Below are 13,409 nucleotides of genomic sequence, written 5' to 3'. Positions count from 1 at the left end.
CTCGCGCGCGAGCCGCGCGGCCGTCCTGTCCTTCGGCGGGCGAAGGGCCTTGCCGTGGACACACGGCTAGGGCCACCATCGGGGCATGTCGAAGCGCGTCCTCCTGTCGATGCTGGCCACCCTGCCGCTCCTGCTCGGGGCGATGGCGGGCGCGGGCGAGGCGCGGGCGCAGGGCCGGCCCAACGCGGCCGAGGTCTGCGACGCCGGCCAGATCGAATGGGGCGCCCCTGCGCTGGCCAACGCCATCTCGCACTATTCGCTGGAATGGACGCCGTTCGGCGCCGCTGAATGGGGCTGGGAGACCTATCTGCCGCTGATCCAGAAGGAACTGGGCACGGCCTGCGCGCCGGGTTCGCCGCGTTTCGCCCGGGCGCTGGCGGAGTTCCAGTACGCCCATGGTCTGCCCGCGACCGGCTGGTTCGACCCGGCGACCTTCCAGGTCTTCCGCGGCGTCTGGCAGGAGCGGCGGCCATTCATCATGGCCCGGGTGCGCGAGGAGCCGTGCCCCGAGCCGCCGCCGCTGTACCAGCTGGGCTATCTGGTCGAATCGGAGGAGCACGCCGACCGCCTGACCCGCCTGTTGAGGCGCGACGTGCTCGACGCCTACCGGCGGATGGTGGCGGCCGCGCGCGCCGAGGTCCCGGAAGTGGCGGCGAACCCGGAACTGCTGCAGATCTTTTCCGGCTTCCGCGATCCCGAGGCGGACGCCGCCCGATGCGCCGCCCAAGGCAACTGCGACGGCCTTCGCCGAGCCGTCTGCTCGCCGCACCGCACCGGCACCGCCGTGGACCTGTATGTCGGCCAGATGGCCGATCTCGGCGTCGACAACACCTCGCCGGCGAGCCGGCTGCACATGACCCGAACCGCCACCTACCGCTGGCTGGTCGAGAACGCCGGGCGGTTCGGCTTCGTCCCTTATGTCTATGAGCCATGGCATTGGGAGTGGGTCAGCCCCACCGGCGGCTATGTGGCAGCCGTCGCCGCCCCGTGATCCGGCCGCTGACCGCCGGAGAGGCCGGTCTGGCGCGCGAGGCGTTCGGCGACGCCCTGCGTTGCGAGAGGGTGCGCTTCCTGGCGGCGCCGTGGCCGTTCAATCGCGCCTTCGTGCCGGGCCGCTGGTTCGGACGGGAGTGGATCGTCTGGCCCCGGCGGAGCCTGCCGGCCGACATCGCCTCGGCGCCGCTGAAGCTTCAGGCCGTGCTGGTCCATGAACTGACCCATGTCTGGCAGGCCCAGCAGGGGGTGAACCTGCTGACCGGCAAGCTCCGCGCCGGCGACCGGCCGGCGTCCTACGAATATCCGGTCGGCATGGACTGCAACTGGGGCGGCCTGAACATCGAACAGCAGGCGATGGTGGTGGAACATCGCTTCCGCCTGCTCCATGGCGGCGTGGCGCCCGCTCCGGCCGAGTTCTACGACCGGGTCTGCCCGCTGGGGCCGCGGATCGGACGCTGACGCCGGACGCTTGCCTCAGCGGCACTTGATCCTACATCTGACACACATGTTGTTACAGATGGAGAACGCCATGACCCGGCAGCCCGCCCTTTTCTTCGGCCACGGCTCGCCCATGAACGCCTTGGGCGGTTCCTATGCGGACGCCTGGCGCGAGCTCGGCCGCGCCATCGGCAGGCCGGAAGGCATGGTGATGGTCTCGGCCCATTGGGAAACGGACGGGCCCGCCGTGACGGCGCAGCCTGAGCCGGAAACTATCCACGATTTTGGCGGCTTCCCGGCAGAACTGCATGCGATGCAATATCCCGCGCCGGGTTCGCCCGAGCTGGCCTCGCGCGTCGCCGCACTGACCGGCGCCGCTCCGACGACCGAATGGGGACTGGATCACGGGACCTGGTCGGTGATGGCCCACGTATGGCCCGAGGCGGACGTGCCGATCATACAGCTTTCGCTCGACCGCCGGCTGGACGCCCGCGGCCATTTCGAACTCGCACGGCGGCTGACGGCGTTGCGGGACGAGGGTGTGGTGATCGCCGGCTCCGGCGACTTCGTGCACAATCTGCGCACCTGGAAGCGGGCCGGCGGCGAACCCTACGCTTGGGCGACGCAGTTCAATGAGGCCGTCAAGGCGGCGCTGGTCCGCGGCGACGACGACGCCCTGATCGACTGGGTCGGACTGGCCGAGGACGCGCAGCTGAGCGTGCCCACCGACGAACATTTCCTGCCGCTGCTGTACGTCGCCGCCCAGCGGCTGCCGGGCGACGACGTCAGCTTCTTCAACGACGTCATCGAGGGCGGCTCGATCTCGATGACGGGCGTGCGGATCGGCTAGCCCTTCTTGCGCATCGCCGCATCGACGCTCCAGGGACCGGCCCCGGCGGCGGCGAAATACAGGAAAACGAAGCAGTACAGCACGATGGTCTCACCGCCGTTCACAAGCGGGAACGGGCTCTGCATCCCGTGCACGGTCCAGTAGCCGACCGCGCAAAAGCCTGCGGCCAGGAAGGCGACGGGGCGGGTGAACAGGCCGATCAGGAACAGCGCGCCGAACAGCAGTTCCAGCGGTCCGGACAGACCGGCGAGGCTGAGACCGGGCGCAGGCAATCCGTCCATTGCGGGGAAGCCGAGCACCTTGGCCGTACCGTGGCTGACGAACAGCAGACCCGTAACGATGCGCAGCACGCTGAGCAGCTGCGGCTGGTAGCCGGAAAACCGGTCGAACATGGATTCCTCCCTCAGTGGGAAGGCCAGTCTGAAACCGAGTCGGTGCCAGTTACAACAAAATGTCCGCTGCCGGACCCTAGGCGGCCTTGTCGAGCTCGACCATCTGCTGGATCGCCACATAGTCGGTCTTGCCCGTGCCGAGGACCGGCACCTCGCCCACGCGCATGATCTTCTTGGGCACCGCGAGTTCCGGCGCGCCGTGGCTGCGGGCCCATTCAGCGAGGCGCGAAACGTCGGCGTCCTTGCGGTCGGTAACCAGCACGAGCTTCTCGCCCTTGCGGCTGTCGGGCACCGAGACCACCGCGTGGCGGGCCTCGGGCCAGACGGCGCTGGCGAGTCCCTCGACGGCGGTCAGCGAGACCATCTCGCCGCCGATCTTGGCGAACCGCTTCACCCGCCCGAGGATGCAGACGTAACCCTCGTCGTCGATCGAGACGATGTCGCCCGTGTCGTGCCAGCCGCCTTCCAGCGGCTCGATCTCCATCGGATCGTCGGGCGACAGATAGCCCTCCATGACATTGGGCCCGCGGAGGTAGAGACGGCCGCCCTCGTCGATACCGGGCACGGTTTCCAGGCGCCATTCCATGCCGGGCAGCATCTGGCCGACGGTGCCGGGGCGGTTGCGGTCCGGATGGTTCACCGCCACCACCGGCGCGGCCTCGGTGGCCCCGTAGCCCTCGAGCAGCTTCAGGCCGCGGAAGCGGGTGTTGAACAGATGGTGGGTCTCGTCGCGCACCCGCTCGGCCCCGGCCACTACGAACTCGAGGGTGGCGAAGTCATCGGGGCCGGCGACGCGGGCGTACTGGTTCAGGAAGGTGTCGGTGGCGAACAGGATCGACGCCTTCACCTGCGGCAGCAGCTCGACGATCTGCCGGGCGTGCAGCGGGGAGGGGTACTGGAACGCCTTCATGCCCTGCAGCAGCGGCAGCAACACGCCGCCGGTAAGGCCGAAGCAGTGGAAGGTCGGCAGGGGGTTGAACATCACCCATTCGGGCTTCAGCTCGATGTGCTGGGCCACCTGGCGGCAGTTGGCCACGAGATTCCACTGGCTGAGCACGACCCCCTTGGGCGCGCCGAAGCTGCCGGAGGTGAACAGCACCACGCCGGGCGACGACGGCTCGGTCTTCACCCGGAACCGCTTCGGCATCAGCCCGGCCATCAGGCCGTACAGCTTGTCCGGCAGACCGATCGACTTGCGTACGTCGTCCAGCCAGACGACCTCGGCGACGCTTTCGATATGGCCGATCAACTCCTCCAGCTTCGCCTGCTGGATGAAGCGTTTGGCGGTCAGGACCTTGCCGACGCCGGCCGCCTGGACGGCGGCTTTCACGTTGCGCTCGCCCGAGGTGAAGTTGAGCATCACCGGCACGCGGCCGTGCGCGTGCAGGCCGTAATAGGTGACCACCACCCCCATGCTGGACGGCAGCAGGATGCCGACCCGTTCGCCCGGTTCGGTCATGGCGGCGATCTTGCGGCCGAGCACGAAGGCCGCCCGGATCAGTCCGGTGTAGGTGAGAGGCTTGCGATCCTGGTCCTCCAGGATCTCCTTGTCGCCGTAGGTGTCGCGGGCCGCGATCAGGGCGTCGAAGACGGTTTCCTCGACGACCTTGGGGTCCAGGGGCAGGCGCAAATACATCCTCCGTGGCGCGTTGGCCGCGCCTTGGTCTGAGTGCGCAAACTAGAGCGGCGGTTCAGGGTTGAAAAGATGTGTTACCCGGCGTGAGCGCGGCGAGCGCCTTGCCTTCGCCACCCGGAAAGACGACATAGCGGTTTCGCCACGCCCGGAGCCCGCGCCGCCTTGGTCACGCTGATCGACACCCTGACGAAGACGCCGGCCGAACTGCGTCACCCGGAAAAGCAGAACCGGCCCGAGACGGCCGTGCTGAAGAAGCCCGACTGGCTGCGCGTCAAGGCGCCCGGCTCGGGTCAGTACAACGCCACCCGGGCGATCGTGAAGGAGAAGGGGCTCCACACGGTCTGCGAAGAGGCCGCGTGCCCGAACATCGGCGAATGCTGGAGCCAGAAGCACGCCACCCTGATGATCATGGGCGACACCTGCACGCGGGCCTGCGCCTTCTGCAACGTCAAGACCGGCCTGCCGCAACCGCTGGATCCGGAAGAGCCGGCCAAGGTGGGTCTGGCCGTGCAGCAGATGGGCCTGAACCACGTGGTCATCACCTCGGTGGACCGCGACGACCTGGCCGACGGCGGCGCCGCCCACTTCGCAGAGGTGGTGCGCCAGATCCGGCTGCAGGCGCCCGGCACGACGATCGAGATCCTGACCCCCGACTTCCTGCGCAAGGACGGGGCGGCCGAGGTGATGATCGACGCCACGCCCGACGTGTTCAACCACAACCTCGAAACCGTGCCGCGGCTGTACCTGAAGATCCGGCCGGGGGCGCGCTACTTCCACAGCCTGCGCCTGCTGCAGATGGTCAAGGAGCGCGACCCGAACCAGTTCACCAAGTCCGGCATCATGGTCGGCCTCGGCGAGACGAGGGAAGAAGTCATGCAGGTGATGGACGACATGCGGTCCGCCGGCGTCGACTTCATCACCATCGGCCAATACCTGCAGCCGACGCGCAAGCACGCCGCCATCGAGCGGTTCGTGACGCCGGAAGAGTTCAAGGCCTATGAGGCCATCGCCCGGGCCAAGGGCTTCCTGATGGTGTCGTCGTCGCCGCTGACCCGCTCGTCGCATCACGCCGGCGAGGACTTCGCGCGGCTAAAGGCGGCGCGGCTGGCGCAGACCGGCCGCTGAGCCGCCCTTGGCCGTCCACCGCGTCACTAAAATCCTGCCCTACCAGCCCGACCAGCTCGCCGCGCTGGTCGCCGACGTGCGCGCCTATCCGGAGTTCGTGCCGTGGGTGTCGTCGATGCGGGTCTGGGGCGAGCGAGAAGAGGCGCCGGGGGTGACGCTGGTCGACGCCGAGGCGGCGGTCGGGTTTTCCGTGCTCAAGGAACGGTTCTCGACCTGGGTCCGGCATGATCGCGCCGCGCCCAAGGTCGAAGTCGGCCTTCTGCGCGGGCCGTTCCACCACCTCAGGAACCGCTGGGAATTCTTCCCTGATCCGCAGGGGACGCGGGTCGAATTCTTCATCGACTTCGCCTTCAAGTCGCGGCTGCTCGACATGATGCTGCAGGCCAATTTCGACCGCGCCGTCGGCAAGCTGATGCATTGTTTCGAGGCCCGGGCAGCGCATCTCTACGGGCCCCGATCCTCCCGGGTCGTGGAGTGAGCTTCGACTTCGACGCCGTCGTGGTGGGAGCCGGGGCGGTCGGTCTGGCCTGCGGACGCTCGCTGGCGGCGCGCGGCCTGTCGGTGCTGGTGCTCGAGAAGGGGCCGCACATCGGCCAGGGCGTGTCGTCGCGCAACAGCGAGGTCATCCACGGCGGGCTCTACTACCCGACCGGCTCGCTCAAGGCGCGGTTCTGCGTGCAGGGCCGGCGGCTGCTGTACGCCTTCCTTGACAGCCACAAGGTCGACCACCGCCGCTGCGGCAAGCTGGTGGTGGCGACAGACGAGGCCGAAGTTCCGCGCATCGAGACCATCTTCGAACTGGCCACGGCCAATGAGGTCGAGGGGCTGGAGCATCTGACCGGCGCACAGGCGCGGGCGCTGGAGCCCGGGTTGAACGCCCATGCCGCCATCCTGTCGCCCGAGAGCGGCGTGTTCGACAGCCACGGCTACATGCTGGCGCTGCAGGCCGAGATCGAGGACGCCGGCGGCTCGGTTGTGGTCTCGACTCCGTTCGAGCGGGCCGAGCCGCTGCCGGGCGGCGGCTTCACCGTCGCGACCGGCGGGGAGGGCGGGACGACCCTGACCACCCGGCTGCTGGTCACCGCGGCCGGCCTTGGAGCGCAGGGTGTCGCGGCCAGGATCGAAGGCTATCCGGCAGACCGCATCCCGGCCGGCCATTTCGGCAAGGGCGTCTACTTCCGGTTGGCCGGAAAGGCCCCGTTCGAGCGGCTGATCTATCCGCCGCCCATTCCGGGCGCGCTCGGCACTCATTATCGTAAGGACCTCGGCGGGCAGGCGGTGTTCGGGCCGGATCTCGCCTACGTCGAGAGCGAGGACTATTCCGTCGATGCCGGCAAGGCGGCGGAGTTCGAGCGCTACATCCGCCGCTTCTGGCCCGGGTTGCCGGACGGCGCCCTGACTCCCGATTACGCCGGCATCCGGCCCAAACTGCACGGGCCGCGCGAGCCGCAGCCCGACTTCCAGCTGCGCGGCCGCGACGATCACGGAGTCGACGGACTCATGGCCCTGTTCGGAATCGAGAGCCCCGGCCTGACGAGCTCGCTGGCGATCGGCGAGGCCGTGGCGGACGATCTGCTCCATGACTGAGATCATCATCCGGGGCGCGGACCCATCCGACATTCCGGCGCTGCATCGCCTGATCGAGAGCGCCTACCGTGGCGAGGCGTCGCGGGCCGGCTGGACGACCGAGGCCGACCTGCTGGGCGGCCAGCGCACCGACCCCGAGGATCTGGCCTCGATTCTGGCCGATCCGGCGCAGGCGATGCTGACCGCCTGGCGCGGCGAGGAGCTGCTCGGCTGCGTCCTCATCGCCGACCGGGGAGAGGGGACCGGTTATTTCGGCATGCTGTCCGTCAGCCCGGTCGTGCAGGGCGGAGGCTTGGGCCGGCGGCTTGTCGAGGCGGCGCACGAGGCGCTGGCCGAGCGCTTCGGCGCGCGCCGGGTGCGCATCTCGGTGTTTCCACAGCGGGAGACGCTGATCGCCTGGTATCGGCGACTGGGGTACGAGCCCACCGGCGGGACCCTGCCGTTTCCCTATGGCGATCCGCGGTTCGGACTGCCGCTCCGGGATGACCTCCACTTCATCGTCATGGAGCGGCCGCTGGCTTGACCGTTCCCCTGTCTGGCCTCACTGGCCGGGGATGGAGATCGTCACGCCCCGACTGAGACTGCGCACCGCCAGGCCGGACGATCTGGCGGCGATGCACGCCGTGCTGTCGGACCCGCGCGCCACCCGCTGGTGGTCGACCCCGCCGCACGACAGCCTCGAGCAGACGCGGGACTGGCTGGACGGCATGATCGCCAACGGTCCGGACCATCCGGACTTCGTCATCGAGCGGGACGGCGTGGTGATCGGCAAGGCCGGCTTCTGGCGCCTGCCGGACGTCGGCTACATCCTGCATCCCGGGCATTGGGGACAGGGCATCGCCGGAGAGGCGGTGGCGGCGGCGATCGACCATGTCTTCGCCACGCGGGAGATCGACGACCTGACCGCCGACGTCGATCCGGAGAACGCTGCGTCGATTCGCCTGCTGGAGCGGCTCGGCTTCGTGAAGACGGGCTTCGCCGAGCGGACCTGGAACGTCGGCGGCGAGTGGAAGAACAGCCTGTTCTACGGGTTGTCGCGGGCCGACTGGAGCGCGCGTCTGCGGACTTGAACTCCCCGGCGGGTTCAGGCATAAGCCCGCGCTCACGTGGCGGCTCTTTCGAGGGCCGCCGCAATTGTTTTCGCGCTTTCGGTCTCCGGACCCGGGGCGCCCGACCCTAAGAAGATTGAGACGGACATGGCCGTTCCGAAGCGCAAAGTATCGCCCTCGCGTCGCAACATGCGCCGCGCCCACGACGCCCTGGGCACGAACGCCTACGTCGAGGACAAGGACACGGGCGAGCTGAAGCGCCCGCACCACATCGACCTGAAGACCGGCACCTACCGCGGTCGTCAGGTCCTGACGCCGAAGGAAGACTAGGTCTTTCGACCGGTCCGGGCCCTCGGCCCGACGAAGCTTTCACGGCGCGCGAGTAGCCTCGCGCGCCGTTTTCGTGCCTTGTGTCCGGCATCGCAACGCCGGAGATCTCCCATGATCCGCCTCGTCGCCCTCGCTTCCGTCGCCACCCTGTCTCTCGCCGCCTGCAGCGCCCCGCCGCCCGAGCCCGCTGACGCGCCGACCGAGCCCGTGGCCCCGACCAGTCCGGTGGAGCCCGGCGCGCCCGTTTCCACCGCCGAGAAATTGACCGCCCAGGGGTTCGGTCCGCTGCGCATCGGCATGACCCGCGCCGAGGTCGAGGCGGCGCTGGGAGCGGACTCCGATCCGGAGGCGGTGGGCGGTCCCGATCCCGAGTCCTGCGACATGTTCCGGCCGGCCCGCGCGCCGGAGGGCGTGCTGGTCATGATCGAGAACGGCGTATTGACCAGCGTCTGGGTCAGCCGCAACACGGCCGTCGAAACCGACCGGGCGCTGAATGTCGGCGACAGCGCCGCCGAGGTGAAACGCGTCTATGGCCCCGCCGCCGATGTCATTCCGCACAAATACGCCGAGGCGCCGGCCGAATACATCACCGTCTGGGCGACCACCGATCACGAGGGCGCCGCCGCGCGCGGCCTCACCTATGAGATCGGCCCCGACGGACGCGTCGAGTCCATCGCCGGCGGCGGACCCAGCATCCAGTATGTCGAGGGCTGCGCCTGAGGGTGGCGACGGTGTCGAGAACCTTTCATCACCTGCTGGCGAACAACCTCGTCGCCAACATCACCAATTTCACGGTGTGGTTCGCGGTGACCTTCTGGGTCTTTCTGGAGACCCGGTCCGTCTTCGCCACCGGCATGATCGCTGGCCTCTATCTGGTGCTCACGGCAGGACTGGGCTTCTGGCTCGGCAGCCTCGTCGACCACCATCGCAAGAAGCGCGTCATGCTCGGCTCGAGCCTGGTGTCCTTATTCTTCTATGGCGTGTCCCTGGCGGTCCACGAATCCGCGCCGGAGGGGGCTCTCTCCGAGGTGGCCGGCGTGCCGCTGTGGGCGTTCATCGGACTGGTGATGCTCGGCGTCATCGCTGGCAACGTGCGCAGCATCGCACTGCCCACGCTCGTCACCCTGCTGATTCCCGAGGACAGGCGCGACCGGGCCAACGGGCTCGTCGGCATGGTGACCGGTATCGGCTTCCTCGCCACTTCGGCGGTCAGCGGTTTCCTCGTGGCCTGGGGCGGGATGGTCTACACCCTGATCTTCGCCATGGTCCTCAGCGCCGTGGCCTTCCTGCACCTGCGGTTCGTGGGGGTGGAGGAGACGCGGCCCGAGACCACGCCGGGCAAGCCGGCCGAGTCGCGCCGGGTCGACATCAGGGGCACAGTCCGGGTGATCGCGGCCGTGCCCGGCCTGTTCGCCCTGATCCTGTTCGCCAGCTTCAACAACTTCCTCGGCGGGATCTTCATGGCGCTGATGGACGCCTACGGCCTGTCGCTGATGGAAGTGCAGGCCTGGGGCCTGCTGTGGGCCTTCGTCTCGTGCGCCTTCATCCTCAGCGGCATCGTCATCGCCCGGACTGGTCTGGGCCCCAATCCGCTGCGCACCCTGATGCTGGTGAATCTGATCCTGTGGTCGGTGGCGGCGGTCTTCACCGTCCAGTCCTCGATCCTGCTGCTGACCGCGGGCTGTTTCGTCTGGCTGTTCCTCAGCCCCTATGCCGAGGCGGCGGAGCACACGACGCTGCAGAAGGTCGTGCCCTACGAGCGTCAGGGCCGGGTCTTCGGTTTCGCCCAGTCGGTCGAGATGGCCGCATCGCCGCTGACCGCCTTTCTGATCGGCCCGCTGACCCAGTTCGTCTTCATCCCGTTCATGACCACGGGCGGCGGCGCGGACGCGATCGGCGACTGGTTCGGACGCGGGCCGGAGCGGGGCATCGCCCTGGTGTTCTGCCTCGCCGGCGTGCTCGGGGTGATGATGACGATCCTTGCCTTCAATTCGAAATACTACCGTCAGCTCTCCGCCGCCTACGCCCGCGGGCTGGCCTCAGACCCGGGTGAACGGCGGCCCCCATCACAGAGGCCGCCTTCCTTGCCAGGGGAGAGCCCCGGGGGCTAAACCCCGGCATCCGATCCCCTCCGTGACAGAGCCGCTCCATGACCGACATCGCCGACATCGCCGCCCGCATGATCCTCGACAGCCGGGGCAATCCGACGGTCGAGGTCGACGTTATCCTGGACGACGGCAGCTTCGGCCGCGCGGCCGTGCCGTCGGGCGCCTCGACCGGCGCGCATGAAGCGGTCGAGCTGCGCGACGGCGACAAGGACCTGTGGGGCGGCAAGGGCGTGAGCAAGGCCGTCGACGCGGTCAACGGCGAGATCTTCGACGCCCTCAGCGGCATGGACGCCGAGGACCAGCGCCGCATCGACGAAGCTCTGATCGGTCTCGACGGCACGGCCAACAAGAGCCGGCTGGGGGCCAACGCCATTCTCGGCGTCAGCCTGGCCTGCGCCAAGGCCAGCGCCATCTCCTCAGGCCTGCCGCTCTACCGTTATCTCGGCGGCGTCTCCGCCCGCATCCTGCCGACGCCGATGATGAACATCATCAACGGCGGGGCCCATGCCGACAATCCGATCGACATCCAGGAGTTCATGATCCTGCCGACCGGCGCGGACAGCTTCTCGGAGGGCCTGCGGATGGGCGCGGAGATCTTCCACGCCCTGCGCAAGCAGCTGAAGGACGCCGGCCACAACACCAACGTCGGCGACGAGGGCGGATTCGCGCCCAACCTGGCCTCGGCCGAAGAGGCTCTGAGCTTCATCACCCGCGCCGGACAGGCGGCGGGCTATCTGGCCGGGGAGGACTTCCACCTCGGGCTCGATGTCGCGGCGACCGAATTCTACAAGGACGGCAAATACATCATGGCCGGGGAAGGCAAGACGCTCGAGGCCGACGCCATGGTCGGCTATCTCGCCGACCTGTGCGAGCGCTTCCCGATCGTGTCGATCGAGGACGGCTGCGCCGAGGACGATTTCGACGGCTGGAAACTGTTGACCGACCGTCTGGGCGACCGTGTCCAGATCGTCGGCGACGACCTGTTCGTCACCAACCCGGCCCGCCTGGCCGCCGGCATCGGCGAGGGTCTGGCCAACTCGATCCTGATCAAGGTCAATCAGATCGGGACCTTGTCCGAGACTCTTGATGCGGTGGATATGGCACACCGGGCCGGCTACACCGCCGTGATGAGCCATCGCTCGGGCGAGACCGAGGACTCGACTATCGCCGACCTCGCCGTCGCCACCAGCTGCGGGCAGATCAAGACCGGCTCGCTGGCGCGCTCGGACCGCACGGCCAAATACAACCAGCTGCTCCGCATCGAGGAGATGCTGGGCGACCAGGGCGCCTACTACGGCGACGGCATGCTGCTGAAATAGCGTCAGCCGCTGCGGCCAAGCTACGGTTCGTTAGGCATTTTCGGTCAGGACTCGTTGATCACGAGTTCACGCTCAGAAGGAGCGTCCGTTAGTGCCCGAGCGGATGAAGCCGTATTTCCCGTCAGCCATGCTGCTGCTGCTGATCGTCTACCTCGGCGTTCAGGCCCTGACCGGGGAACGCGGCCTGCTGAGCGGCGGGGAACGCGACGCCATGCTGCTGCGTCGCGAGGCCCAGCTGGCCCAGATCCTCGAGCAGCGGCGCGATCTCGAAATCCGCGTCCGCTACCTGCGTACGGACAGTCTGTCGCGCGATCTGCTCGAAGAGCGGGCCCGCGCCGTGCTCGGTTTCGCCGACCCGCGCGACTATGTCATCCACGTCTCGGCGCCGGCTGCGACCGAAGGCCCCACGCCGGCCGCGTGAACTTTCGTTACATCGCCGTGAGGCGGCTTTGCCTTTCGGGAACGAAGGCTGCTAAAGCCCCTTTCCGTAACGAGAAGAGGCCCTGCATCTTGCCGATTTGGCGGGGGCCCAGCCGGGAGATGACGGATGGCGAAAGCCCCCGCCGCCAAAGCTGATTCCAGCAAGGCGACCAAGTTGCCCAATACGCCGACGGCCTCGAAGGAGGACCTGCTGCGCTTCTATCGCGAGATGGTGCTGATCCGCCGTTTCGAGGAGCGCGCGGGCCAGCTGTACGGCATGGGTCTGATCGGCGGCTTCTGCCACCTGTATATCGGCCAGGAGGCCGTCGCCGTCGGGGTGCAGGAAAGCGTCCGGCAAGGCCATGACAAGATCATCACCGGCTACCGCGACCACGGCCACATGCTGTGCGCCGGCATGGACCCGAAAGAGGTCATGGCCGAGCTGACCGGCCGCATCGGAGGCTCGTCCAAGGGCAAGGGCGGCTCGATGCACATGTTCGACACCGCCACCGGCTTCTACGGCGGCCACGGCATCGTCGGTGCGCAGGTGGCGCTCGGCACCGGCCTGGCCTTCGCCGGCCGCTACCGCGGCGACGACTCGGTCGCCTTCGTCTATTTCGGCGACGGCGCAGCCAACCAGGGCCAGGTCTACGAGAGCTTCAACATGGCCCAGCTGTGGAAGCTGCCGGCCATCTACATCATCGAAAACAACCAGTACGCCATGGGCACGAGCATCGAGCGCTCGTCATCGACGACCCAACTCAGCGAGCGCGGCGCCAGCTTCGGCATCCCGGGCGAGCAGGTCGACGGCATGGACGTGCTGGCGGTGCGCGACGCGGTGGCCCGCGCCGTGAAGCGGGCGAGGGAAGGGGGCGGCCCCTTCATCCTCGAGATGAAGACCTACCGCTACCGCGGCCATTCCATGTCGGATCCGGCCAAATACCGCACCAAGGAAGAGGTCGATCAGGTCAAGACGACCCGCGACCCGATCGATCACATCAAGACCCTGCTGGCCGCCGCGAAGGCGACCGAGGACGAGCTCAAGGCCATCGACAACGAGGTCAAGGCCATCGTCGCCGAGGCGGTGCAGTTCGCCCAGGAAAGCCCGGAGCCGGACCCGTCCGAGCTCTACACCGACGTCTACGTGGAGGCCTGATTC

Annotated in this window: 16 protein-coding genes; 14 read left to right on the top strand and 2 right to left on the bottom strand. The window is 68.2% G+C overall.

What is annotated here, in order from left to right; all coding sequences use genetic code 11:
• The first annotated feature begins 85 nt into the window (after positions 1 to 85).
• From VEC04_RS07985 to ygiD, 3 genes are all read left to right on the top strand, one after another.
• Positions 86 to 991 (top strand): M15 family metallopeptidase, encoded by a 906-nt coding sequence (locus tag VEC04_RS07985; protein ID WP_324775599.1) that lies wholly within the window; start codon positions 86 to 88, stop codon positions 989 to 991.
• Positions 988 to 1,455 carry a hypothetical protein gene (locus VEC04_RS07980; protein WP_324775597.1) on the top strand — a complete coding sequence of 156 codons (468 nt, stop codon included), beginning with the start codon at positions 988 to 990 and terminating at the stop codon, positions 1,453 to 1,455. Before VEC04_RS07985 ends, VEC04_RS07980 begins: the two co-directional genes overlap by 4 nt.
• A gap of 70 nt (positions 1,456 to 1,525) precedes the next feature.
• Entirely contained in the window at positions 1,526 to 2,284 is a 759-nt protein-coding gene (ygiD, locus tag VEC04_RS07975) for a 4,5-DOPA dioxygenase extradiol (protein WP_324775596.1), read from the top strand.
• Here ygiD and VEC04_RS07970 read toward each other — a convergent pair.
• Positions 2,281 to 2,676 carry a DoxX family protein gene (locus tag VEC04_RS07970; protein ID WP_324775594.1) on the bottom strand — a complete coding sequence of 132 codons (396 nt, stop codon included), beginning with the start codon at positions 2,674 to 2,676 and terminating at the stop codon, positions 2,281 to 2,283. The genes ygiD and VEC04_RS07970 overlap by 4 nt on opposite strands.
• A 76-nt stretch (positions 2,677 to 2,752) precedes the next feature.
• Complete coding sequence (locus tag VEC04_RS07965) at positions 2,753 to 4,312, bottom strand: AMP-binding protein (protein WP_324775592.1); 1,560 nt, start codon at positions 4,310 to 4,312, stop codon at positions 2,753 to 2,755.
• 162 nt (positions 4,313 to 4,474) lie between these two features.
• On the opposite strand from VEC04_RS07965, the gene lipA reads away from it, so the two are divergent.
• The 11 genes from lipA to pdhA all read left to right on the top strand — a co-directional run bounded on the left by lipA (position 4,475) and on the right by pdhA (position 13,406).
• On the top strand, positions 4,475 to 5,437 hold the full coding sequence (gene lipA, locus VEC04_RS07960; RefSeq protein ID WP_324775590.1) for a lipoyl synthase: 963 nt from the start codon (positions 4,475 to 4,477) through the stop codon (positions 5,435 to 5,437).
• 7 nt (positions 5,438 to 5,444) lie between these two features.
• Entirely contained in the window at positions 5,445 to 5,915 is a 471-nt protein-coding gene (locus tag VEC04_RS07955; RefSeq protein ID WP_324775588.1) for a type II toxin-antitoxin system RatA family toxin, read from the top strand.
• Positions 5,912 to 7,024, top strand: a complete 1,113-nt coding sequence (locus VEC04_RS07950) for an NAD(P)/FAD-dependent oxidoreductase (protein ID WP_324775586.1) — start codon at positions 5,912 to 5,914, stop codon at positions 7,022 to 7,024. The genes VEC04_RS07955 and VEC04_RS07950 overlap by 4 nt, the downstream gene beginning before the upstream one ends.
• Complete coding sequence (locus VEC04_RS07945) at positions 7,017 to 7,547, top strand: GNAT family N-acetyltransferase (RefSeq protein WP_324775583.1); 531 nt, start codon at positions 7,017 to 7,019, stop codon at positions 7,545 to 7,547. Before VEC04_RS07950 ends, VEC04_RS07945 begins: the two co-directional genes overlap by 8 nt.
• Positions 7,548 to 7,578: 31 nt before the next feature.
• Entirely contained in the window at positions 7,579 to 8,094 is a 516-nt protein-coding gene (locus VEC04_RS07940) for a GNAT family N-acetyltransferase (RefSeq protein WP_324775581.1), read from the top strand.
• Between the two features lie 126 nt (positions 8,095 to 8,220).
• The gene (gene rpmF, locus VEC04_RS07935; protein ID WP_056449735.1) at positions 8,221 to 8,403 is read left to right on the top strand and encodes a 50S ribosomal protein L32; all 183 of its coding nucleotides are present in this window, start codon (positions 8,221 to 8,223) and stop codon (positions 8,401 to 8,403) included.
• 111 nt (positions 8,404 to 8,514) lie between these two features.
• Positions 8,515 to 9,123: a hypothetical protein gene (locus tag VEC04_RS07930; RefSeq protein WP_324775577.1), complete on the top strand. Its 609-nt coding sequence runs from the start codon at positions 8,515 to 8,517 to the stop codon at positions 9,121 to 9,123.
• A gap of 11 nt (positions 9,124 to 9,134) precedes the next feature.
• Positions 9,135 to 10,514, top strand: coding sequence for an MFS transporter (locus tag VEC04_RS07925; RefSeq protein WP_324775575.1), 1,380 nt, complete (start codon positions 9,135 to 9,137; stop codon positions 10,512 to 10,514).
• Between the two features lie 38 nt (positions 10,515 to 10,552).
• Entirely contained in the window at positions 10,553 to 11,830 is a 1,278-nt protein-coding gene (gene eno / locus VEC04_RS07920) for a phosphopyruvate hydratase (protein ID WP_324775573.1), read from the top strand.
• Between the two features lie 103 nt (positions 11,831 to 11,933).
• Entirely contained in the window at positions 11,934 to 12,251 is a 318-nt protein-coding gene (locus VEC04_RS07915; RefSeq protein WP_414642662.1) for an FtsB family cell division protein, read from the top strand.
• Between the two features lie 126 nt (positions 12,252 to 12,377).
• The gene (gene pdhA, locus VEC04_RS07910; RefSeq protein WP_324775568.1) at positions 12,378 to 13,406 is read left to right on the top strand and encodes a pyruvate dehydrogenase (acetyl-transferring) E1 component subunit alpha; all 1,029 of its coding nucleotides are present in this window, start codon (positions 12,378 to 12,380) and stop codon (positions 13,404 to 13,406) included.
• The last annotated feature ends 3 nt before the right edge of the window (positions 13,407 to 13,409 follow it).

It is taken from the genome of Brevundimonas sp. (genome assembly GCF_035626535.1).
Classification (GTDB): domain Bacteria; phylum Pseudomonadota; class Alphaproteobacteria; order Caulobacterales; family Caulobacteraceae; genus Brevundimonas.
This window is presented reverse-complemented; position numbering and strand designations above follow the sequence as displayed.